Origin of the sequence: Bacillus sp. 3255 (genome assembly GCF_031456485.1) — a bacterium.
In the GTDB taxonomy this organism is placed as follows: Bacteria; Bacillota; Bacilli; order Paenibacillales; family NBRC-103111; genus Paenibacillus_E.
In genome coordinates this window covers 354,809-377,571 of the sequence record NZ_JAVDUS010000007.1, presented here as the reverse complement: position 1 = coordinate 377,571, position 22,763 = coordinate 354,809, and the positions used below count along the sequence as shown (strand labels likewise).

General features: G+C 50.3%; 20 protein-coding genes. 2 read left to right on the top strand and 18 right to left on the bottom strand.

Translation table 11 applies throughout. The features are described 5' to 3' along the window. Positions 1 to 201 precede the first annotated feature (201 nt). Positions 202 to 936 carry an MFS transporter gene (locus tag J2X61_RS13675; RefSeq protein ID WP_310188328.1) on the top strand — a complete coding sequence of 245 codons (735 nt, stop codon included), beginning with the start codon at positions 202 to 204 and terminating at the stop codon, positions 934 to 936. Between the two features lie 302 nt (positions 937 to 1,238). Here the strand turns inward: J2X61_RS13675 and J2X61_RS13670 are convergent, their stop codons facing one another. Both J2X61_RS13670 and J2X61_RS13665 read right to left on the bottom strand, forming a co-directional pair. Beyond that, positions 1,239 to 1,712 carry a suppressor of fused domain protein gene (locus J2X61_RS13670; protein WP_310188327.1) on the bottom strand — a complete coding sequence of 158 codons (474 nt, stop codon included), beginning with the start codon at positions 1,710 to 1,712 and terminating at the stop codon, positions 1,239 to 1,241. A 138-nt stretch (positions 1,713 to 1,850) separates the two neighbouring features. Beyond that, entirely contained in the window at positions 1,851 to 2,756 is a 906-nt protein-coding gene (locus J2X61_RS13665; RefSeq protein ID WP_269868936.1) for an NAD(P)/FAD-dependent oxidoreductase, read from the bottom strand. Between the two features lie 729 nt (positions 2,757 to 3,485). Between J2X61_RS13665 and J2X61_RS13660 the strand changes: the two genes are divergently transcribed. Further along, positions 3,486 to 4,313, top strand: coding sequence for a sugar nucleotide-binding protein (locus tag J2X61_RS13660; protein ID WP_274470148.1), 828 nt, complete (start codon positions 3,486 to 3,488; stop codon positions 4,311 to 4,313). 33 nt (positions 4,314 to 4,346) lie between these two features. Here the strand turns inward: J2X61_RS13660 and J2X61_RS13655 are convergent, their stop codons facing one another. From J2X61_RS13655 to J2X61_RS13580, 16 genes are all read right to left on the bottom strand, one after another. Continuing rightward, positions 4,347 to 5,546 (bottom strand): macrolide family glycosyltransferase, encoded by a 1,200-nt coding sequence (locus J2X61_RS13655; RefSeq protein WP_274470149.1) that lies wholly within the window; start codon positions 5,544 to 5,546, stop codon positions 4,347 to 4,349. A gap of 216 nt (positions 5,547 to 5,762) precedes the next feature. Next, positions 5,763 to 6,728, bottom strand: coding sequence for a D-2-hydroxyacid dehydrogenase (locus J2X61_RS13650; RefSeq protein WP_274470150.1), 966 nt, complete (start codon positions 6,726 to 6,728; stop codon positions 5,763 to 5,765). Between the two features lie 15 nt (positions 6,729 to 6,743). Continuing rightward, complete coding sequence (locus J2X61_RS13645) at positions 6,744 to 8,231, bottom strand: aldehyde dehydrogenase family protein (protein ID WP_310188325.1); 1,488 nt, start codon at positions 8,229 to 8,231, stop codon at positions 6,744 to 6,746. 19 nt (positions 8,232 to 8,250) lie between these two features. Continuing rightward, a complete protein-coding gene (locus J2X61_RS13640) occupies positions 8,251 to 9,435 on the bottom strand; it encodes an iron-containing alcohol dehydrogenase (protein WP_310188324.1) in 1,185 nt (394 codons plus the stop codon). 19 nt (positions 9,436 to 9,454) lie between these two features. Then, a complete protein-coding gene (locus J2X61_RS13635; protein ID WP_310188322.1) occupies positions 9,455 to 11,248 on the bottom strand; it encodes a cache domain-containing sensor histidine kinase in 1,794 nt (597 codons plus the stop codon). After that, complete coding sequence (locus J2X61_RS13630) at positions 11,245 to 12,831, bottom strand: response regulator (RefSeq protein WP_310188321.1); 1,587 nt, start codon at positions 12,829 to 12,831, stop codon at positions 11,245 to 11,247. Before J2X61_RS13630 ends, J2X61_RS13635 begins: the two co-directional genes overlap by 4 nt. Positions 12,832 to 12,991: 160 nt before the next feature. Further along, positions 12,992 to 13,861: an NAD(P)-dependent oxidoreductase gene (locus tag J2X61_RS13625; RefSeq protein WP_310188319.1), complete on the bottom strand. Its 870-nt coding sequence runs from the start codon at positions 13,859 to 13,861 to the stop codon at positions 12,992 to 12,994. Positions 13,862 to 13,934: 73 nt separating this feature from the next. Continuing rightward, positions 13,935 to 14,651: an RraA family protein gene (locus J2X61_RS13620; RefSeq protein ID WP_310188318.1), complete on the bottom strand. Its 717-nt coding sequence runs from the start codon at positions 14,649 to 14,651 to the stop codon at positions 13,935 to 13,937. A gap of 59 nt (positions 14,652 to 14,710) precedes the next feature. Further along, entirely contained in the window at positions 14,711 to 15,544 is an 834-nt protein-coding gene (locus tag J2X61_RS13615) for a carbohydrate ABC transporter permease (protein WP_274470158.1), read from the bottom strand. 16 nt (positions 15,545 to 15,560) lie between these two features. Next, positions 15,561 to 16,514 (bottom strand): carbohydrate ABC transporter permease, encoded by a 954-nt coding sequence (locus J2X61_RS13610; RefSeq protein ID WP_274470159.1) that lies wholly within the window; start codon positions 16,512 to 16,514, stop codon positions 15,561 to 15,563. A gap of 42 nt (positions 16,515 to 16,556) precedes the next feature. Further along, positions 16,557 to 17,963: an ABC transporter substrate-binding protein gene (locus tag J2X61_RS13605; protein ID WP_310188316.1), complete on the bottom strand. Its 1,407-nt coding sequence runs from the start codon at positions 17,961 to 17,963 to the stop codon at positions 16,557 to 16,559. Positions 17,964 to 18,081: 118 nt separating this feature from the next. Continuing rightward, on the bottom strand, positions 18,082 to 19,176 hold the full coding sequence (locus J2X61_RS13600; protein ID WP_310188315.1) for an Ldh family oxidoreductase: 1,095 nt from the start codon (positions 19,174 to 19,176) through the stop codon (positions 18,082 to 18,084). Then, positions 19,173 to 19,853, bottom strand: a complete 681-nt coding sequence (locus J2X61_RS13595) for an RraA family protein (RefSeq protein WP_310188313.1) — start codon at positions 19,851 to 19,853, stop codon at positions 19,173 to 19,175. Before J2X61_RS13595 ends, J2X61_RS13600 begins: the two co-directional genes overlap by 4 nt. Positions 19,854 to 20,130: 277 nt before the next feature. Continuing rightward, positions 20,131 to 21,150 carry a LacI family DNA-binding transcriptional regulator gene (locus J2X61_RS13590; RefSeq protein ID WP_274470163.1) on the bottom strand — a complete coding sequence of 340 codons (1,020 nt, stop codon included), beginning with the start codon at positions 21,148 to 21,150 and terminating at the stop codon, positions 20,131 to 20,133. Between the two features lie 170 nt (positions 21,151 to 21,320). Next, complete coding sequence (locus J2X61_RS13585) at positions 21,321 to 22,007, bottom strand: RraA family protein (RefSeq protein WP_274470164.1); 687 nt, start codon at positions 22,005 to 22,007, stop codon at positions 21,321 to 21,323. A 31-nt stretch (positions 22,008 to 22,038) separates the two neighbouring features. Beyond that, entirely contained in the window at positions 22,039 to 22,746 is a 708-nt protein-coding gene (locus J2X61_RS13580) for an RraA family protein (RefSeq protein WP_310188312.1), read from the bottom strand. Positions 22,747 to 22,763 lie beyond the last annotated feature (17 nt).

Here is a 22,763-nt window from a genome sequence, read left to right as displayed (position 1 = left end):
CTTTACACGATCTTTATCTTGAATGGCTAGATGCTCCGTGATTTGTCGGTACGTCCATTTTTCCACTAGATGCAGACGTATCGCCTCAAGCTTCGTTTCCTCTGGATAAGTATTGTACGTTTGTCCCTTAAACCCCATAAAAAACACCCCTTAGAATTCATCGGATTAACCAGGGGGTTTTTCCAATGTCTATTCTAAGGGGTGCACATTATAGCTGTCGCGGGTGCTATTTTTTTCATTTTCTTCTTAGTACGTATTCGCTATGCTTCAGCGCCGTTCATAAACCCGGCTATATTTCGAAACAAACCGTTTTCATTCGGTCTAATTATTACTTTCGTAATGATCGGGATTAGCTTTGCTATTCCATTCATTACACCTCAGCTGCTTTCTTCTGTAAACCATTTGTCACCGGTTTTCATCGGAATGGTTATGTTGCCGTCATCCCTAGTGGCAGCGCTTTTGGGGCGACGGGGCGGCAAGTTAGCTGATGAAAAGGGAAATCCGTTTCTTATGTATATAGCAGCAGCACTTCTTATGATCGGTTTCATTTGTTTGTCTTCAGTCGTTGGCATGTCGCCAGTCTTTATTGCGATCTTTCTTATTTTCGGTGTCCTTGGTCAATCGTTCATGCAAATTGCAATGTCGAACACCGTTTCACGAACGCTATCAAAAGAGCATATAGGAATAGGAATGGGACTGTTCTCCATGATCACTTTTATTTCTACGGCTGCATCTACAGCTGCACTCGGCAAGGTACTGGATTACGGCACATCGACCGTTCGCTTAAATCCGATACCTCAAAATAGCACTACTTTCGTATATAGCAACATTTTCCTGGTATTAGCCATTCTGGTCGTTGTGATCGTCGCATTTTATTATGTACAATTTGGGCGTGTAGCTAAAATGGTTAAGAACGAAAAGATGGATAGCGAATAAGTAAGGTACACATCCTTTCCTACGGAATAGTTGAACTAACAGATGAAAGAGCCACTCCAGAATTCGGAGTGGCCTATTCGCTATCTTATAAACATCTTGTTGTGTTTAGATGATGTTTGGTGTTTTGATAATGTCCGGTGAACCATATCATAAGTTTAATCTGAAGCTACGTTAATCTGCCCGTTACTTCAATAAAACAGGGAGCAGTTGCCGGCCGCGGCAATCTACTCCCTACTTTTGAACTAACGTTCTATTAGTTCAATGCTTTTCCTTGAATCAAGCTTCTTATCTATATGAATGAATTAGAGTAAGCCCTTGCGATTGAAATCAATCAAATCAGGGTTTGCCTCCTCAAGCATATCTTCAAACTTATCCCACCCATTTAATTTCGCAAAATTTGCTTCCTCTAATGTGATTGGAACTAACCATGACATAACAATTGGAAAGTTGTCATTCCCGAAAAATGTATGAAACGAATTTGGAAAATAAATAGGAAGTGTAACATACAATGCTTCTAATCTTGAATTATCAAATAAAGAACCATATGGGCCAATTACGTCCCCTCTTAAGTACGCCATTTTATTGTTTAACGCCTTTAAACCAACTTGTTGGATGATTCCGGGAATATTTTTATCTCCAAACGTTGAATCCGAAACAAAAACTAATTCTTGTCGAATTTGTTTTCCTGAAACAGATGATTTTAACGTGTCATTACTCAAACCTAAAGTTGAATATGTCGTAGTTCCAGAAAACGGATGGCCATTACTGTATTTCACTATTTGAAATGGAAGTTTATTACCATCTGCGTCCTTACTCCAACAATATTGGATTGTACCCGGATGCCTTTCCAAAAATTATAATAAATCATTCATATCTCCTCCTATTTCCTTTCATCGGTGAGACCGTCAAGCCCTTCAGGAACTAAAGGCTTCTTCTGTCAATTCCAGATTAATGCTGGCGGCAGCAATACTGCCAGCCGCAGCAGCCACGATGAGTTGTGAGGGGAATCCAGTGGTCACTTCCCCAGCTGCAAATAAACCAGGTACCGTGCTTTTTCCCATTCCATCGGTTAGGATTCCACCTAGATCGTTTACCGCATAACCAAGTTCTTGTTGAAAACCAGCCCGTGGGACCCACTTAGGTGCAATGAATCCGCCTGTTCTCTCTATTCTAGATCCGTCCGTGAACTCCACTAGCCGCAACTTGCCATCACTACCATGAAAAGCAGATACAGATTGTTCAGAGACAACGATGTCACGGGAAGCTAATATTTGCTTTTGTTCATTAGTCAGAATGCCAGGGCCATTGGTACAGACGATAAGATCGCGACTCCAATTATAGAGCAACTTTGCATGTTGGAACACGCGGGGATGATCCCACAACACAAATAACGATTTGTCCCTGAGTTCCCAGCCGTCACAATATGGACAGTAAAAGAGGCTTTTTCCATATAAATTCCTGACACCTGGGATATCTGGCAATGTTTCTTGCAGGCCTGAAGCGAACAATAGCTTGCGAGCTTGAATTTGTTCCCCCTCGTGTGTAGATATTAAAAATCCTGCATTAAGCTTGCGAATATCCGTAACTTCAACGGGATGATGCTCTACTGACGGATACTTCAGCACCTCCTCGTACGCGACACGCCGAAATTCTGCTGGTGTAACACCATCGCGTGTAAGAAAACCATGTGAAGCATGCGTAACGGCATTTCGTGGCTTGTTATGATCGAACAAAGCTACGTTTCTCCTTGCCCTGCCTAGAACTAATGCTGCATTGAGTCCAGCCGGGCCCCCGCCAATGATTGCACAATCGTAAATCATGTTAATCCTCCTTCTCAGTATGGTTGCAGGAACAAAACTATATTCAATTATTTTACGGGCCGCTTAACGTACGAAATCCGCGTTTTGTTGGCTGAACCTCATGTAGTCCGTTTCCGGAATCCTGTAATTCTTACAATATAAAATATCCTTGATCTGATCCGTTGTTAAACCTAAATCAAGATACAGTTGAATCGTATTTATCAGATCAACAATAGAATCATCAAACTCACGTTAATTATTGGCATGACAAGAAACCGTGAGTAATCCTTTCTGCTAATAATACCGGACGGATCTGGCACTGATCCCGGTTAGTTTAGCGATTTTACTTATTTTCAAATCATGAACTCCCTTCTTTGTAATGATTAGTTTCATCATAAAGTATGACACTAGCGTTAAAGTCAAGTCCTTTTTCTGCAGATATGGATAAGGTTTTGTTGCGTATAACTGCCCGTTAGCTTAATGCCCCATTGCAACTAAATTGTTGTTAATCATACGCTTTAACTCAGCAAAAAAACGTTCACCCAGAGTTAATGAGTGAACGCTTTTTTATTTCAAAACTTTGTTTGTCTTTTCAAAACTTCATTTGTAATTTCAAAACTTTATTTGTCATTTCAAAACCAATTTGTCATCCAACATTTTTATTTCAAAACCCGCGTTGACAATCCCCGCTCCACGCAATAAAATATTTTTACGTAAAAATATTTCCACACAAAGGAGACTCATCCAAATATGAAAACAATCATTTTCGGAGTAAGCGGAACCGTCGGAAAAGCATTAACGAAGGATCTTGCCGTTAAGCACCATGATGTCTATGGAAGCTATCATTCGAATATACCATCATTTTTACCTTCCGATCGTTCGATTCAGCTTGCAATCGCTGATCTGGATTTACTGGACACCTTTCTACATGAAGTGAAGCCCGATTTCGTCGTAATGGCATTGCGCGGTGATTATGCGAAGCAGCTTCAGTTCCATGTGAGAACTGCTGACTACTTGAGACATGCAGGCGGTCGAATGGTGTTGTGTTCAACCTCGAATGTCTTTGATGCCAGTATCGATTCCCCGCATTATGAAGAGGATCTTCCCTCGGCTGCAAGCGATTATGGACGATTTAAAGCGGAATGTGAAAAAGTATTGGCCGAGCTGCTGGCAGACAAGTTAATCATCGCGCGGATTCCGGCACTTTATGGCCGGGATACGCCTCGAACGAACGAGTTGCGACAACAGCTCCAGACCGGTGAGCCTATCAAGCTCTATAGCAATTTATATTCCACCAGAAACACGGACCATCATTTGGCCTTGCAACTTATCTATTTGATGGAGCATGAGCTGACGGGCATCTACCACCTCGGCACTGCTGATTCTATGAATCATGCCGAATTCACGAGGAAACTGTTGACACGATGGGGTTATCACGATGCGGTATGCGAGGTATTGAAGCAGGATACTTTTCACTCCGTCATTCCCGATAGATATGATAACTCCCTGCTAACCCGTAAACCTTGGCCGAAGAAGCTGCAGCTCACGCACGAGCAGTTGATTGCATTTTTATCATAACAAAAAAGGCCCGGCTGCGACCTGCTTCTGATTTTAAATCCGGTACTGACTTGTGAATTGGAAAATCTCATCGACCGCTTGCCGGTACCCGCCTGACTTCTGAAAGGTTTCCTTCATCATGAAAACCGCTTCTTTGAAAAAGGCGTCATTCAACACACGCTCTGCAGCTTCCCGCAGCTGATTCGCCGTCAAGCTCTGCATGTGCAAGCGAATGCCTGCACCGATGCCGGCAACCCGCCCCGCTATGATCGGCTGGTCCGCGCTTTGCGGGATGACGATGAGAGGAACCCCATAATAGAGACCTTCATGGGTACTGTTCATTCCGCCATGCGTAATAAATAAAGCAGCGTTCTGCAGGACATCTGTCTGCGGAACATAATTTCGGACGATGAAATTGGGTGGAATTTCTCCAAGATCGGTAATGGGAGTTCTATTCCCAACCGACATGACAATGGAATGTTCCGTATTTCCGAAAGCCTCCATACAAAGCTTATAGAACTCAACAGCTTGGTTAAAGACGGTCCCCAGCGAAATGTAAATGCATTTCTTGCCTTGGATTGCAGGTAAGTCGATGCTTTCATGCACTCGTGGAGCGATAGAGGGGCCGACAAATGTGTAAGATTGGTCGAACGCTTGCCCATCAGGCTGGAACTCCCTTGTTGTATAGACGATTGTAAGCGGCGCCGGGTTACAGAACACCTCGTAAGGCGTTTGAATCTCCACAGCGTATCGATCGCTAATCCTTCCCGCAAGGCTCTGAAATTGATCATAGATAGGTGTAACGATTTCCGCTGGGACTTCCGCTTTAAATCGCTCTAACATGGAATCGAATGCTTCTTGCGTCTGTGCAAAGGATGTACAAGAGTTGATAGCAGGAAGCTTAAGGATTTGAGCAAGGATGCGTCCGCAACCGAACATGGAATCATGGATCATGTAATCGAAATGTTCATCTTGGATCTGGTCAAGAACGCTAGGTATGACGATGTCTGCCGTATGTAATAGACCGTTGATTCTTTCAAGTGCATAGTTTCTTCCGCCTGACAGAAAAGCTTTAATAAATTTAGTTTCGTCAAATGTACGTACGGAAGCTCCCGCCTTCTCCAAACGCTCGCGATATGCTTCTATAGCGAAATATACGACTTCTTCTCCACGCGAAACAAGCTCCTGCACAACGCCAATCGTAGGATTGATATGCCCCTCTGATCCGGCGTTAATAAATAATACACGCGCCATCGCTAGCCCTCCTTAGTTATTGTTCTCTAAGTTTATCATATACCGCAAAGCATAAAAAAGCGGACCTTCTTGTACAAGAAAGTCCGCATAAATACGTACCGAGCCGGCAGCAGGCAAGTGCACAGCACTTGATCTGCCGTAAGAGCAAGCAGTCCACTCGAATGAGGCCTCACTTCCTCAATCGATCCGTCATGATTCCATTTCACCGCCTTAGTCCTAAGCAGGATTAACCTCATTCCTGGCATTCCCCTGTAAATAAGCGGCCACATTCCCTACAGCGATGTCCATCAACCGGCTCCTGGCCTCGAAGGTGGCCCATGCCATATGCGGCGTTACGATGCAGTTCCTGGCATGCACGAGCGGATTGTCCTTGCCTGGCGGTTCTATGGTGAGTACATCCAAGGCGGCTCCAGCAATCGCCCCCGCGTTCAGCGCTTCAGCCACATGGCGCTCGGCCAACAAGCCCCCTCGCGATGTATTGATGAGGAAAGCGGAAGGCTTCATCAGGGCGATCCTCACCGAATTCAGCAGCCCTTCCGTCTCGGGGGTGAGCGGGCAGTGCAGGCTTACGAAGTCCGAAGCGGCGAGCAGCTGCTCCAGCGGTACCCGTTCCACGCCTTCTTCCCCTGCTTCCGGCAATCGGCCTTCTCTGCCGGCAACCAGGACGCGCATCCCGAACGCCTGAGCCAAACGGGAGACCTGTTTGCCAATTCGCCCATAGCCGACAATGCCGATTGTTTTCCCCGCCAAAGCGATCTGCCTGCCAAGCGTATAGCTGAAGTCCGGCGATTCCGCCCATCCGCCTGAACGCACGCTTTCCCCATGTTGGCCTACCCTGTGACATAGCTCCAGAATCAGAGCAAATACGAATTGAGCCACGGAATCCGTCCCATATTTCGGCACGTTGGTCACGCAAATGCCTTGGGCGGCAGCCGCTTCGACATCAACAACATTGTAACCAGTCGCCAAAACCCCGATATATTTCAGTCGGTTTAGACCGGTAAATGCCTCTTTGGTAAGCGGCGTTTTGTTCGTTAACACGATGTCCGCTCCTTGAATGCGTTCCTTAACGAGCTCCGGCGGCGTGCGATCGTACACCGTCATCGTTCCCAGCCTCTCCAGCTCTGCCCAGCTCAAATCCCCGGGATTGAGCGTATACCCGTCAAGCACTACGATGTGCATGCTTTCACCTCTTGATCAGTACTGCGTATAAATGACTTTATTTTCCGTGTAGAACTGCTGATTGGTACTGCCGATGGAGAAAGCCCCAAAGCCGGACAGCTTCACGCCGCCGAACGGCATATGCGCTTCGCTTGCCGTACCATGATTAATGTGTACCATCCCGGCTTCGAGACGTGCGGCGAACGCATTCGCATCGTTCAATTCATCCGTGAATACCGATGCGGCCAGGCCATACTCGGTCCCATTGGCGATCCGCAATGCGTCTTCCTTCGTATCGGCTTCAATGACCGAAAGCACCGGACCGAAAATTTCCTCGCGGGCAATCGTCATGTCTTCGGTTACCTTCACGAACAATGCCGGCTCCATGTAAGCGCCCGTTTGGTACGTTCCGCCGCTGAGCACAGCGCCGCCATACAGCAGCTCCGCTCCCTCTTCCTTGCCCAGTCGGACGTAACGCTGCACGGATTCCAGCTGATCTTGGTTCACGAGCGGGCCCATATGAATGCCTGGTTCCCAGGCCGGGCCTACGCGCAGCCCCTTCACTTCCTCCAGCAATGCCGCTGTGAGTTGCTGTGCCTGCGATTTAAGTACCACTACCCGGCTGATGGATGTGCACCGCTGACCGGAGCAAGCAAATGCTGCAGATACGATCTGCTTCGCTGCGCCCGCAAGGTCCGCATAGTTCAATACCACGGCGGCATTCTTACCGCCGAGCTCCAGCTGCGTGCGCACCAAACGCTCGGCAGCTATCTGTTGAATGCGCAAGCCGAGCTCCGTAGATCCCGTGAAGCTGATCCCTTTGACACGGCGATGCTTCGTAAGCGGATCTCCCACGCGGGAGCCTCCGCCTGTCACCATGTTCACGACTCCGCTCGGAACTCCGGCTTCTGTGAACAGCTCCATGAGCCTTGCCGACGCCCAAGGCGTTGCAGAAGCAGGCTTGAACACGACGGTACAGCCGTAGGCCAGTGCGGGAGCGATCTTGCGAACCGGGGTAACTACCGGGAAATTCCATGGGGCAATGGCCGCAACGACGCCAATCGGATAACGGACAACCGTATTGCTGACATTCCGGCGTTCGCTTGGAGCTGTTTCGCCCAAGATCCGCGAGGCTTCGCCGGCGGCAAACCGCGCTTCCTTCGCCGCCCGGGCCACTTCGCCACGGGATTCGGCGATCGTCTTGCCCTGCTCGGCAGACAAGCGATAAGCCAGCTCGTCGCGGTCAAGCTCCAGCAGGTCTGCGAACCGCAGCAGCATCTGCCCCCGCTCCGGGCCCGGCACCGCGGACCAGCTTGAGGAGGCGGCATCCGCCGCCTCAACGGCTCTGTTCACGTCTGCGGCGTCGGAATCGGCGAAGCGCCCGAGTACCCTTTCGCGCTCTGCAGCGTGAAAGATAGGGAATGAACGTCCTCCCTCTGCAGGCGTCCACTCGCCGTTGATGTAGTTGCCATAGTTTTTACCGGCCGCTTCCTGCAGCCAACTAAGCATTTCATGCTCTGACATCACACATTCGCTCCTTTCGTTACCTGACCGTAACGGTAGTGGACTTGGACATTGCGGCGCGGCATAGCTGTTTGAGATCTTCATGGGTCGGTTTCACAGGATTAACCGGCACGTTGCCCGATTGCATCGCTTCTTCGGCAATCATATCCAGTGCCTCCTCCGTTACGCCATAATCCGAAAGCGTCTGTGTAATGCCGATATCCGCTTTCAACCGGCGAATCGCAGCAACTGACAGCTCTGCACCCTCCCGCAAGGAAAGATCGTCGGTCTTCTCACCGAAAATGACGGCAATTTCCTTGAATTTCTCCAAATTTCCAATCAGATTGAAGGCCATAACTTCAGGCAGCAGGATCGCGTTAACGACACCGTGTGGAATTTTGAAATGTGCGCCCAGCGGAATAGCAAGCGCATGCGAAAGCCCGAGACGCGTCGGATTGAACGCCATGGCCGCGATCAGACTGGCAAGCAGCATATCGTGCCGCGCTTGCAAATTCTCTCCTTGGACGACGGCAGTCCGCAGACTGCGGGCAATCATCTTCATCGCCTGGATCGACATGCCCTCGGATATCGGCTGTGTTGCTTTATTAACGTAGGATTCCAATGCGTGCGTCAAAGCGTCCATTCCCGTGGAAGCCGTGAGCGCAACCGGTAAAGAGACCGTCAGTTCCGGATCGCATAATGCCAATGACGGACAATTATACGGGCTGCCCACGCTCAGCTTGACCTTCGCTTTCTTGTCGGAAAGCACCGACCAAATCGTAAGCTCACTACCGGTCCCTGCAGTCGTTGGAACCGCAATGACTGGAGCTCCTTTGCGCGGCACTTTGTTGATGCCTACATAGTCGCGAATGTTGCCTTCGTTGCCTAGCATCAAGCCGACAGCCTTCGCCGTATCGAGCGAGCTTCCGCCGCCAATGCCGACAACCAGGTCGCAGCCTTCGGATTGGGCCAGCTCCGTTGCCGCTGCAACCGATTCAATATTCGGATCGGGTTCAATGTCCGAGTAGATGACATATGGAATTTCTTCTTCACTTAACGGTGCTGTTAGCCGGTCGACGCCGCCTGCTTTAAGGACGCCGGGATCACTGACGATAAGCACCTTGCTTCCGCCAAGCTCACGAACATGGCGTGGCAATGTCTTCGCAGCTCCATGGCCGAACTCTATGGCCGTCGGCAGCTCATATCGGAATATCCGGTTGATCATCTTATTTCCTCCTTTATGTTCAATCCATATTTTTGGGCAGCGAGGCTACCACGCTAAATCCCCGGTCCGGCCTCCGGTCTATATGGAGACCGTATTCAGTTCCGTACAGCATTTGCAAACGATCGTGAATGTTCTTCAAGCCAAGACTCTTCTTCGGCTCGGCATATTGTCCGGCATGCTTGTGCAAAGCGCTGCGAATAGCCGCCAATTTCTCATCGCTGATCTCCGCTCCGTCATCCTCCACACCGATATGAAGCGCTTGCTCATCGACAGCCGCCCAGATCGTAATCGTTCCTTGCTCTTCCTTCATCTCAATCCCGTGAAAGATGGCGTTCTCCACCAGCGGCTGAATGATAAGCTTCGGAATCTGGTAATTTAACGTCTCCTCAGGAATACGGGTTTCGAGCTCGAAGCGGTCTCCATACCGGAACTTCTGGATGCTGATGTAATCTTTGACATGCTGTAGCTCCTCATAGAGGCTGACAATAGGCGCGCCCTTGATACTAAAACGGAAAATTTTCGCCAGACTGACCGCCATCTCCCCAATATCAGGAGCTTGATGAATGTCCGACAGCCATTTGATGGACTGCAGCGTGTTATACAGAAAGTGCGGGTTAATTTGCGCTTCCAGCGACGCCAGTTCAGCTTCTTTTTGCTTCAAATTAGAGACGAATACCGTTGAGATCAAGTTCTGAATGTCGCCGATCATAATATTGAAATGCTTGTTGAGCTTTCCAATTTCATCCGAATTGTCCACTCTGGCGCGGACTGACATGTTGCCTTCCGCCACCTTCTCCATGAGCCGGATCAAGTTGGAAATGGGCCGTGTGATGCGCCGGCTTAGCAAGTAAGCGATAATGGTGCTCATCACCGTCATGATACAGACGGAGATCAATATAATATTTTTGACTCTGGATGCATCGACGAACAATTCGTTGGCAGGAACAACTGTAATTATTTTCCATCCAGTTGTATGGATCGTTGCGAACGCGACCAGCTTTCGAACATCGGGTTCATCGGTGAAATAGTAGCCGTTATCCTCCGCGAACACAGGCTTGAACAGCGCGCTCTTCGCCGCTTCCAGCTGCTGGGTAACAAGCAATTTGTCGCTGATGGAGATTACGTTGTTCACATCATCCAGAATCATCGTGTATCCGTTCGGAGCCACACGGCCGGTTGTATAGATGTTCTCTAAGGTTCTCTCATTGACGTCCATCCACAGGATACCGATTTGCCGGCCGTATGAGTTGCGAACTTTCTTCAGGAAAGTGACTACATTGGCATTCGAGCTAATCGTATACCCGCTTACTTTGTGGGAAGGCGACCACTTGGCATCCGCCGAATCGGATTGGCTAAATGCCTGAAACCATGGAAAATCAGTGAAATTCGGCTTCTCTCTTAGTTGATTGGCCGAGGAGAAATAGGTTCCGTTCGTATCGATGAAATACATGCCGTTAATATCGTTACGGTAAATCGTATATTTATTCATCTCATCTTCAACGCTTCGGCTGATTTGGCTTTTTTCATAATCGGAGGCATACGGATACGCTTCAATTTGCTTTTTGATCGGGTTAGGCAGGTTGAAAGAGTCGTAGAAAGCCGTATTGGCCGCCTTCTCGGCATCCTCCAAAATGACTTCCGAGTTGATGGAAAGCTGATGAACGGTTTGCTGGATCGAACGGCTCAAGTTATTGTTGATAATATGCGTCGCTACACTGTAGGCAAAATAACTGACGACCGTCAAAGGCAGTACGACCAGACTTAGAAAAGATAGCATCAGCTTGGTGAATAAATTCAAACGCACCTTTTTCATGGCGCAAGCTTCCTGAATTCACCAGGCGTCATCCCCGTATGCTTCTTAAACATCTGCCCGAAGTGGCGAAAATCCTTGTAGCCTACCGCTTCCGCAACCTCATAGTTCTTCATGCCGCCTCCGGCAAGTAATTCCTTCGCCTTCTCAAGCCGCAGTACAGCCAGAAAATCGGAGAAGTTGCTTCCCGTTTCTTGAACGAATAAATAGCTGAGATAGCTGCGGTTTAAGAACACTCGGTTCGCTGCGTCAGCAAGCGATATATCATCCTTGTAATGCAGATGAAGAAACTCGATCACATCGCGAATGACTTTACTGTACGGTTTGGGCAAATGCTGATGTAGGGTGTGCACGGATTCCTGAAATAAAGCTTCCAAGCTTATCACGGCTTCATTCAGCGTATCGGACAAGTACAAGACTTCACGCACCCGCTCATGCAAGTCCGTCTGGATTTCACGGCTCCGTTCCTTCAGCAGCAGTTCCAGTGATTCCGCCAGCTTCAAATAAAAAGCTTCGATGCTCTCCGGATCGTACATGCAGTCTTTGGCAAAACGAACCTTCAATTTCTCCATTTCGTCAAGCATCGCCTTCGTACTGCCCAACTGCAGCGACTGCATGATCGTCTGAATGATATCGTTACCTGAGAAGGCTTTGCCCGCTTCCTCACCCGCGAAAGCGAAGATCCGTTTGGCCGGGTACAGCCAGCGTAATTTCAACGCGCGGTCGGCATCGCGATAAGACCGGCGCAGCCCCTGAAGGCCGGAAGCGATACTGCCGAAGCCCCAGGTGGTCGGCACGCGCAAATATTCCAGCACTGCCGCTTGCGCCTTGACTACAAATTCCTCCATCTTTTTGTAATCGCTCTCATCTTGATTTATAACTAACACGAGACTTCCGGGACGAAGATCGACAAGCTCGCCGGTCCCCTCTGTCCGAAGCAGTTCTTCGAGAATATTTTGTACGGCATAATGAAGCAATCCGCCATCCCGGAACAGGGTGCTTTTCTCTTTGAACGAATTGATTTTCACCAGGGCAACGGCATTTCTGCCGCAAATGGAATCATTTAAGCCGACCACATGCTCATAACGCTTAAGCTCTTTCACACCGGATTCGCCGAACAACAGCTCCTTCAGCACTTTCTGTCTGGCTATGCCGACCGATTGCTGCAGAAGGTGTGACAGTTGATCCTGCTCACGAAGCTTACCCCGTTCGTCAACAATTTCTTGCGTCACTTTGTCGATCGTTTGTCCCAGCGATTTGCTGTCAATCGGCTTGAGCAGATAGTCCGTCACTCCGATCGCAATGGACTTCTTGGCATAGCTGAATTCATCATAGCCTGAAATAATGACGATTTTGATAGCTGGCCATCGTTCTTTAACGGCTCGCGACAGCTCCAAACCGTCTAATCCCGGCATCCGGACGTCTGTCAGCAGCAAGTCCGGCTGCCGCTCCTCGACCATCTGCAGGGCAATTCTTCCGTTCGGGGCCGTTTGAATTTCGCCGATTCCATAGCTGCTCCAATTTATCGCCTTCTGAATACCCATCCGCATCAACGGTTCATCATCTACGATTAATGCTGTCAACATACTCTTGTTCCCTCCTGCAATGGATACTTGATTTCGGACGATCGCGTTGCTAACTATAGAATTCAACGAAGCTGCTCCTTTCCCTTTAGAATTGCCTGCGTCCCGCTATTTCCTGAACAAGGCGTGGGCAGGGATGACCCTTGGGATCACCTTCTGACCGTCACCCTCTGGCTATACGGCTCACCGCCGCAAAATCCAGCTCACCGCTTTCCTTGGCAGCCATTTCATACAGCTGAAATGCATGTGAAGTCACCGGCATCGGCTGACCGGCCGCTTCCTGAAGGGCAATACCGATGTCCTTCTTCATGAGATGAAGCTTAAAGCCCGGCTGGAAATTACGCTCAGCAATTGCCTGGGCTTTGTTCGCGAACATCCAGGACCCGCCGGAGCTGCTGCCAATCACTTTCTGCAAGGCGGCCAAGTCCACATCCAGCTTCTCTGCTAATGCGATTGCCTCGGAGGCAGCCAGCATATGCACGGCGGCGAGCATCTGGTTGATTGCCTTCACCGCCTTGCCTGCGCCGATCGCACCGACGGAGTGCACCGTTTGGGCGATCGCGCCAAGGATGGGCTGTGCCAGCTCCAACGCCTCCTCGCTGCCTCCAACCATCACCGTGAGCGTTCCCTTCTCCGCCCCGATCGTGCCTCCGCTGACGGGAGCGTCCAAAACCAACGCCCCTCTGGCAGCATAAGCCTCCGCAACCTCCTTCATCGCGCCTGGAGATCCGGATGTCATCTCCATCAGCAATTGGTCTTCGCGCACCTCGGCCAGCACCTCGCTAGCGAGCAGCACCTGCCGCATTTGCCGGTCCTCCGGCAATATGCTAATGACCGCGCCGGCAGCGGCAATCGCCTCCGCCGGGGAAGCGTGCACCTCGGCCCCGAGCCTGCGGAGCTCATCTGCGGGAGCCGGGTCCCGGTGAACGGCTACATGCAGCTTAAAGCCTGCTCTCGCCAAGTTTTTGGCCATCGGCAAACCCATCGCGCCCAGCCCGAGAAAGGCAATTTGACGCATATCTAGCGGATTCATCGTGATTTCCCCCTTGGATGTGAATGTAATGATGGAATAAGGAAAAACCCCGGCGTAACCGGGATTTTCGTACTTAGTAGCCGGCAACGGACGCATCGACGGATATGCCCATTTTATCGTACAGCTTGCGGCGGCTCTTCTTATCCGCTTCCATTTCCTGAGTGGCATATTTGGCAACTTCCCACGCTTTTTCAATAGGCACAACTACGATGCCGTCGCCGTCCGCTACGATGATATCGTTCGGCCGCACGAGCTGGCCGTTAATGTTAACCGGGATATCTTTGGCCTGGAACTCAACGCGCCCTTGCACCATCGTTTGTGACACATAACGGGAGAATACCGGCACTTGATTCAGGATCAGCTCATCCGTATCGCGCGCTCCGCCATTCGTGATGATGCCACGACAGCCTTGGCTTTTGTATTCCAAGCCGTTATTGGAGCCGATAATGCCGACGTTCGTATCGCTGGCGTCAAGCACAAGCACATCGTCTTCGCCGATTTCCTTACCCCAATGATAGGTGGCAACGTTGCCGTACCAGTGATTGGAGAATTTCGTATAAGCTTCCGGATCCATCGTAGGGATCGTGCGGTTTGTCGGCACGAATTGAACCGTTTTGGCAAAGCCGCAGAAGTTTGTGCGGAAGAGAGGCTTGATCGTATCTGTGTAGATACTGCCCACGAAATGCATCATGTTCCAATCCATGCCGTCACGCACGTCTGCAACGCGCAGCTTACGGTATACTTCCATCAATTTTTGCTTTTCTTCTTTGGTCAATTCGATCATTTTCATTCACCTCAACAATGGATTTGGTTGTTACATTGGCAAGCTATATCCAAGAGCGATTCGGATCAAAGCTTCAAACCGCTCGATGCCACACTTTCAATGACATAACGCTGCAGGATAAGGAACAAGACAACCATCGGGATAATGGTTAAAGTTGCAAGGGCAAGGCTGCTCCCGATATAGGTTCCGTTCGGCCCTAGCGTAAAATTCGCCACGCCGATGGAGACGGTGAACATGCTGCTCTTCGATAACATGAGAAGCGGCCAAAGCAGCTCGTTCCACTTATGCATCACCGTAATGATCGACAAAGTCGCGATGATCGGTGCCGTTAGCGGCAAATAAATGCGCATGAAGATCTTAAAATGATGAGCTCCATCCATTTTGGCGGCTTCCCCCAACTCATTCGGCAGCGAATCCATAAACTGCTTCACGAGGAAGACGCCGAACGGATACGCGAGTGTCGGAAGAATAACCCCAACGAAGGAATTGATCAGATGCAGCTGATTGAACACTAGAAATCGTGTAAATACGATAACTTGATCAGGCACCATCATAGCGGTGAGAATAAGGAGGAGCCATATTTTCTTCCCCCTGAACTCCCCTTTGGCCAGGGCATACCCTGCTAGCGTGGCGCCCGCGATATGACCTGCCACGGAACCGGCAACTATAATAAGCGAATTGAGATAGTACGTGCCAATCGGCAAGGATTTGAAAATCAATGAGAAGTTCTTCCACCCGAACTCTTCCGGAACGATGCGGGGCGGGAAGCTGAGCCCGAAATTCGCATTCACGTCCAGCGAGATGCCTATCATAAGCACGAACGGATAGAGAAAGACCACGGCCAGCGCCGAAAGTACGAGCAGCCGGACCATTTCCAACGCTTGATTGCGTCTTGTCATTCGAACCTGCCTCCTTTCATCGTTCCGATCTCCGGGAGATCTTCAGATTGATGATGGTGATGATCAGAATCATGAGGAACAGTGCGACCGAAGCCGCTGAACCGTACCCGTACTGGGACTTCTCCATCGTTTCTTCATAGAAGAAGAGAACGATGGTTTGCAGTGAGCGGAGCGGACTGCCGGAAGCCCCGCCGAACGTATACACATCATCGAATCGCTGGAAGGCGCCGATCACGCCTGTGATTAATAAGAACCACAGAATGGGTTTGACGCCAGGTATCGTGATATACTTCATTTCCTCCCAGCGCGAGGCGCCGTCCACCCTTGCCGCTTCGTAATAATCTTTGGAAATCGACTGCAAGCCCGCCATCCAGATCAAGATATTAAAGCCGACCGACTGCCACAGCGCTAATGCAATGACAACCCATTTGATCAGCGTCGGATCATTCACCCATGGCTTCGCCTCGATGCCGAACCAGGAGAGTACATAATTGACCGTACCTGACTGGTCGGGGAAGAACAGGACCTTGAACACCAGCACGACGGCTACCGCTGAAGTCACATTCGGCAAGAAGTAAATGACCTTAAGCAGTCCTTTCCCGTACACAGCCCGGTTGATCAGAGCAGCCAGCAGGAACGACAACGGCAGCCCAAGCAGTAGTCCGAACAATCCCATGTACAAGGTGTTATAGATAGCCAGGAAGAAGTTCGGATCTGTCAGAAGGTGCCTGTAGTTAAACAACCCGGCGAAATTATCCAGACTTCCGTCATTCGAAACGTAGAAGCTGAGAAGTAATGTTTTGACCATCGGGTAGTAGCTGATCAATGCAAGTACACCTACGGTCGGAAGCAGATAAAGGTACCAGGTACATTCCTTCACGAATTGACCCATGGCCGGAGAGCTCCGCTTGGAAGCCTGAAGAGCCTGCCTCGCATCTGTGACCGCACTCCCGTATCTCGTCGGTTTCATGGATGAACCCTCCTTATAACGGCTTTACGGTAAGTGAACGGGTTACTTCTGATCAGCAGCTTTGTTCTTGGCGAATTCATCCAGGACCTCTTTTTGTGCGGTATCCAGTGCTTCTTTAGCCGGCGTACTTTTCAGCAGCACCTTCTCCATGCCGCGTGTCAGTGCAAATTTCGCTGTCGTGAACCAGATTGGCGACATGTACTGCGCTTGGCTTACCATCTTGAACATCTTCTCGTCGTTGCCATCCGGCTTATAGTCCGGTCCAAGCGATTTCGTCGAAACCGGCATCGTGTTCTTCGTTTCCCAGAGGAAGCGCTGGCCGTTACCGACAGACATCCACTTGACGATTTCCCAAGCAAGGTCTTTGTCTTGCGTGTTCTTGACCATCTGTACGCGAATGCCGCCGAGGAAACCGCCGGTTCCTTGAGGCCCTTTGGGAATCATGGACACATCGTACTTATCAAGCATTTTGAGCGATTTAAATTTCTGCAGCTGGATCGCCGGCAGATTAATGTACATGGCAATGTTATTCTTCGGTGTGGACCACTTCTCGGCACCTTGCCCCTGCATCATGCCCGGAGGGGTATAAGGCATCAGTGATTTGTAATACTCAACCGCTTTGATCATGCCTTCGCTGTTCAGCGTGACTTGGTTGAGATATTCCTTGTTGCCCATTTTGCCCATGTCCGCTCCGAATGTATTGGCGATAATAGAGACTGCGTAGCCGGCCTGGTCGCCGGGAATCCGGGTGTATATGCCGAAGGTTTGCTCGCCTGTTTTGGGATTTTTGCCCGTCAGCTTCTTCGCCTTCTCGAGCACTTCATCCCAGGTCGGATTCTCAGATAGAGGCGGAACGCCGTAATCAGCGAATATCGTCTTGTCAAAATAAATCCCCGAGCCGTCTACGGCGATCGGCAGTGCATTATTAACCGTCATCCCATTCTGATCCACTTCTAATGGACCGGTCAGGAGCGTCGGCGATAAATACAATTCTTTGCTCCATTCCTTATCTTTTTCCAGGAACGGCGTCAGGTCCTCGCTCAACCCCTGGTTCCACATGAATTTACTGTCCGACTCTATGGAAACATCGATTTGGCGCGATTCGACCAGCGCTTTCGCTTTGGCTTGATGGTCCTTGTACGGGTAAGTCACAACCTCGAAGTCGATGTTGGGATAATCCTGCTTGAGCCGTTTCTTCAGCTCGTCTGCCCCGTAGACCATTTCCCCCGTGAGGGGATCCGGCGCGGTTTGATCGTTCAGGCCGACATACCCGATTCGAATTTTCCCCTTCAGCTCCGGCTTCGGTTTAATCGGAGATGTCGACTTCCCCGCCGCCTCTCCTGCTGCGCTTCCGCCTTGTGCAGCATCCTTGCTCTCTCCAGTGCCGCAGCCTGCGGAAGTTACTAGCAGCAATGCTGCCATCGATAACGTTAGCCATTTGCGTTTCATGATTCGGCCTCCCTCGTTCTTCTGTATACGGTACCGCTTACATCCTTATTGTAGCGGAGACCGGACAAGATTGTTAGGCGGCCTTGTTTGGATTATGTGGGTTATGTTTGGCTAGTTGCTAATCGGCGGCGCCTTCGCCGACCGGAAGGTTAAGCAGAGCGGCTTCGTCGAGCCGCAAGCCGTATTTCATGCCGATTTCATTGAGCTCGGCGGCTACTTTGGGCGGAAGGAGGATGCCTTCCCGCTTGCGGTCTTCCGTCTGTCTCCGCTCCATATCCCCGGGAACCATAATCTCCGTCACGCCGGGCGCTTTCGGTTCACTTTTTATTTGGCGGATATACTGGTCCACCCTTTGTTTGAACAGCTCAAGCGGAAGGAAACGGCTGATATCTACAGCTATGAAAAAGTGGCCTACATTCTGCGGTTCATCCCAATTCTCATACATGTTGTTCACGTACTGCCCATAGCCGGCTCCCGTTAGCACCCCTGATAAAATATCGATGAACATCGAAATCGCGTAGCCCTTCGGACCTCCGACCGGCAGCACGGAGCCTTCCAAGGCAGCCTCCGCATCCGTCGTCGGGCGGCCCTCTTTATCGATGGCCCAGCCCAGGGGAATCGCTTCCCCCTTCTGTGCCGCCACGATAATTTTGCCTCGGGCTACAACGCTCGTGGCCATGTCCAGAATGAAGGGATTCTCTTCACCCGCCGGAACCCCGATACATAGCGGATTGGTGCCGATGAACGGGCGAATTCCCCCTGTCGGCGGCATCGTCTGGGAGGCGTTCGACATCACGAGCAGAATCAAATCTTGTTCAATCGCTTTCTGCGCATAATAAGCTCCCGTACCGAAGTGATTGGAGCCCTTCACCCCCACGATAGCCGCACCATATTGCTTAGCTCGCGCCATCGCGATATCCAGAGCGTAGCTGCCTACGACAGAGCCGAAGTTGTTACGCCCGTCGATCAGGGCGGTGCTGCCATGCTCGGATACAATCTCCGGCTCAGCCTGAGGATCCATCATCCCTTTTTCCACACGCTTCAGATAGATGCCCGTTCGCACGACGCCATGCGATTCGACTCCGCGAAGATCCGCTTGAATCAAGGACTCCGAGACGATAGAGGCACGGCCTTCAGGCACGCCGGCGCGAATGAATACGTCCCTACAGAAGGACTGCAATTTCTCCCAATCATACGTAAGCGGCAAGCTCATAGCCCTTCACAGCCCTTCTGTTGTAACGTTTGATCCACCCAATCGCGGTTCACCGTACCCTCCTCGATGGACTGTAAAATAAGCTGCTCGCGTACCTGCTGTTCGCGAATGAGCTTCAGCAAGCCTTCCGCTTCTCTCAGCGGAACGACGGCCAAACCGTCCTCGTCGCCAACGATAATGTCGCCCGGCTCAATAACCATCCCGCCGACAGAAACAGGGACGTTAATTTCTCCAGGACCGTCTTTATAGGGTCCACGGTGAGTGATCCCTCTTGCGTAAACGGGGAACGTGTCGTTACCAAAGGCCGCCGTATCACGAATCGCGCCGTCTATGACGAAGCCGGCGATCTGCTTCTTCTGCGCTAGACGAAGCATAATTTCACCAACGATCGCATTCGTCGTATCACCGCCGGCATCAACGACGATAACGTCTCCAGGCTCCGCCAAGTCGATCGCCTTGTGTACCATCAGATTGTCACCGGGTCTAGTCTTCACGGTCAAAGCGGCGCCCACGAGCCTGCTGCCTGCCTGGTGATAAGGACGCAGCCCTGAGCATATAGCATGTAAGCGATTTAAATTATCACTGATATGCGGGGTAACGACATCTTGGAACTGATGAAGCAAAGATGAGCTCGGGCGCTCGGACCGCTGCAGAATACGAAAACCTAAATTGGGCATCATAGCACACTCCTTGAGAATTTGTTTGAGTTCGTTCGTTTGGATAAATAGGAAGTACAATTCCGTTGCTTCTTAGGTTTATCGTTTTAGGAAATCGATTTACAAGTAAAATTTAACATGTTTATTTCAATTCGGCAAGCGATTTCGGCAAAAAAAAGACCCGGCGGAAACTATCCGTCGGGTCTTTATAGGCTGCTTCTATGTGGTGAATATGCGTAACAGGCAATAGCGGTCTTGCGGGAATGCAAGCTGCCGGTTCTATCCGCTAATCATGGTTCTAGGAACTGGAATGATTACCGCTCGAGCTTCTAGCGATCAAATTCGGCTTCAACACGACATGCTTCGGTTTGCGCACGGTCTTGGAGCCGATTCTCTGGATCAGGTTCTTGGCTGCAATCCTGCCCATCTCATAAGCCGGCTGCTCGATCGTCGTTAACGGCGGATTGAGATGCTTGGCCCAAACCGTCTCATCGTATCCGATTAAGGCGATCCGCCCCGGAACTTCGATGCCAAGCTCCTTCAAGCCCTCCAGAATTTCGAGCGTCATCATATTATTCGTGGAAAAAATGGCATCTGCATCCGGCTCTTGCCTAAAGAAATCCAACGCGCTCTTCTTGGCCCTACCGGCTGCATTCTCGACGCGAATAACCGATTGCTCCGTGACTTCAAGCCCATTGTCCCTCATCGCTTCTTGGAAGCCGAGGATGCGCTCCTGCCATGTGCTGATGCCTTCCGGCTCGTAGACGAAGCAGACCGGCCTCCGTCTGCCCATCTGGATGAAATGTTCGACGGCCAGCCGGGCGCCCTGCATATTATCTACGACAACGTCGTCAACATCCAAGTCCGATATGCGGCGGTTAATGACGAGGAGAGGATACTTCTTCTGTACGATTTCGGTATATAACTCTTTATTGTTGACAGTCGGATTGACAATGATGCCATCCACCTGGCGCATCTGCAAGCCTTCGATCAAACCTGCTTCACGTTCGGAATCTTCATTGGAGTTGCAGACCATGAGACTATACCCTGACAGCCGGCACGTATCCTCAACACCTTCCAACACCCGGGACCAGAACGGGTTGCTTAAATTGGATAGAACAATGCCGATAATGTTCGTCCTCATCTGCTTTAATCCCCGTGCCATCGGGTTCGGACGATAGTTCAGATCGCGAATGATCTTAAGAACCCGCTCTTTGGTTTCTTCCGTCGCTTGCGAATAGTTCCCGTTGAGGATTCGTGAGACCGTTGTTTTGGATACTCCGGCCATTTTAGCCACATCATCGATGGTTACTTTCAATGAAATTCCTCATTTCATTCCGTGTATACGCTGCATATAGCAACGTTTTCATCTAATAAATATACCAGATTGCTCTGTACAATAAAAGGCGGATATTTTCTTGCCCGATGGTCAGATCGGCAGGTAAATATCCGCTTGGTACAAAGAACCTTCGGTTCAGCTCTTTGTTCTTAAATAACCGTATGATCCAACGCCTTGCCCATTGCCTCATAGATTCTTTTGCGTCCCGCCTTGTCGTTCTTCAATTCTTGATGCGCATATTTGGCCACTTCATAGGCAAGCTTGCGAGGAACAACGATAACGCCGTCGCCGTCCGCTACGACAACGTCGCCGGTTCGAACGACAACACCGCCGATATTGACCGGCACATCGAGCGCGTCGAAGCGGATACGCCCTTGATCCATTTTCTGCGATATGAATTTGGACCACACGGGCACTCCCTGCAGGATGCACTCATCCGTATCCCTCACACCGCCGTTGGTCAAATAACCGACGATCCCGTCTTTCATCCCGCCTAATGTATTATTGGAGCCCAGGATGCCCACGTCGACGCCATTTTGGTCAATAACCATGAAATCGCCCTTCGTGATGCTCTTATGCCATGGGTCGTAGCATACTTCCTTATAGTACCAACTCGCCCACTTCGTATATTCTTCAGGTGTCATGCTAGGCACGGCTTCTTCATAAGGGACATATCGGGCTGTCCGGGCAATCCCGACCACACGGGTTCTGAACAGCGGACGAATCTCATAATGGACGGACCCATAATGATGCATCATGTTCCAATCCATGCCATCGCGGACATCGGCAACCCTTAGATCTTGATATAGCTCCAAAATCTTCTCTCTGTCATCCATGTTCATTCATCCCTTCGCTCGTTTTTTATGTTCAAATGACGGTATGATCCAGTTCCCTATTCATCGCTTCGTAGATGCGGCGTCTGCCTGCCTTATCGTTCTTCAATTCCTGGTGCGCGTACTTCGCTACCTCTACAGCTATTTTCCTCGGTACGACGATGACGCCGTCGCCGTCGGCCACGATCACATCCCCCGGATGCACAACGACGCCGCCGATCTGAACCGGCACATCGTTCGCATCGAATTGGATGCGTCCCTGATTCATTTTCTGAGAGACGAACTTGGACCAAACCGGAACCTCCTGAAGAATCAATTCGTCCGTATCGCGAACACCGCCGTTCGTGATGAAGCCAACCGCTCCTTGGGAGAAATATTGCAGGGCATTATTGGAGCCCAGAATGCCTACATCCACACCGCTCTGGTCAATCACGACGAAGTCGCCCGGCTCGGAAGCTTTCATCCCTTTATTATTCGTAATGTTGGCATAGTACCATTTGGCCCACTCCGTATATTCGTCCGGCGTCATCTTCGGGATTTCCCCCTGATAAGGAATGTATCTGGAGGTTTGCGCAATACCAACCGCTCTTGTACGGTAAAGCGGACGGATTTCGTGGTGTACGGTACCATAATGATGCATCATGTTCCAATCCATGCCATCGCGGACGTCGGCCACACGTAAATCTTGGTAAAGCGCCAACAATTCCTGCTTTTCCTCTTTGGACATTTGATCCTTGCTCATTTGCTCACTCTCCATTG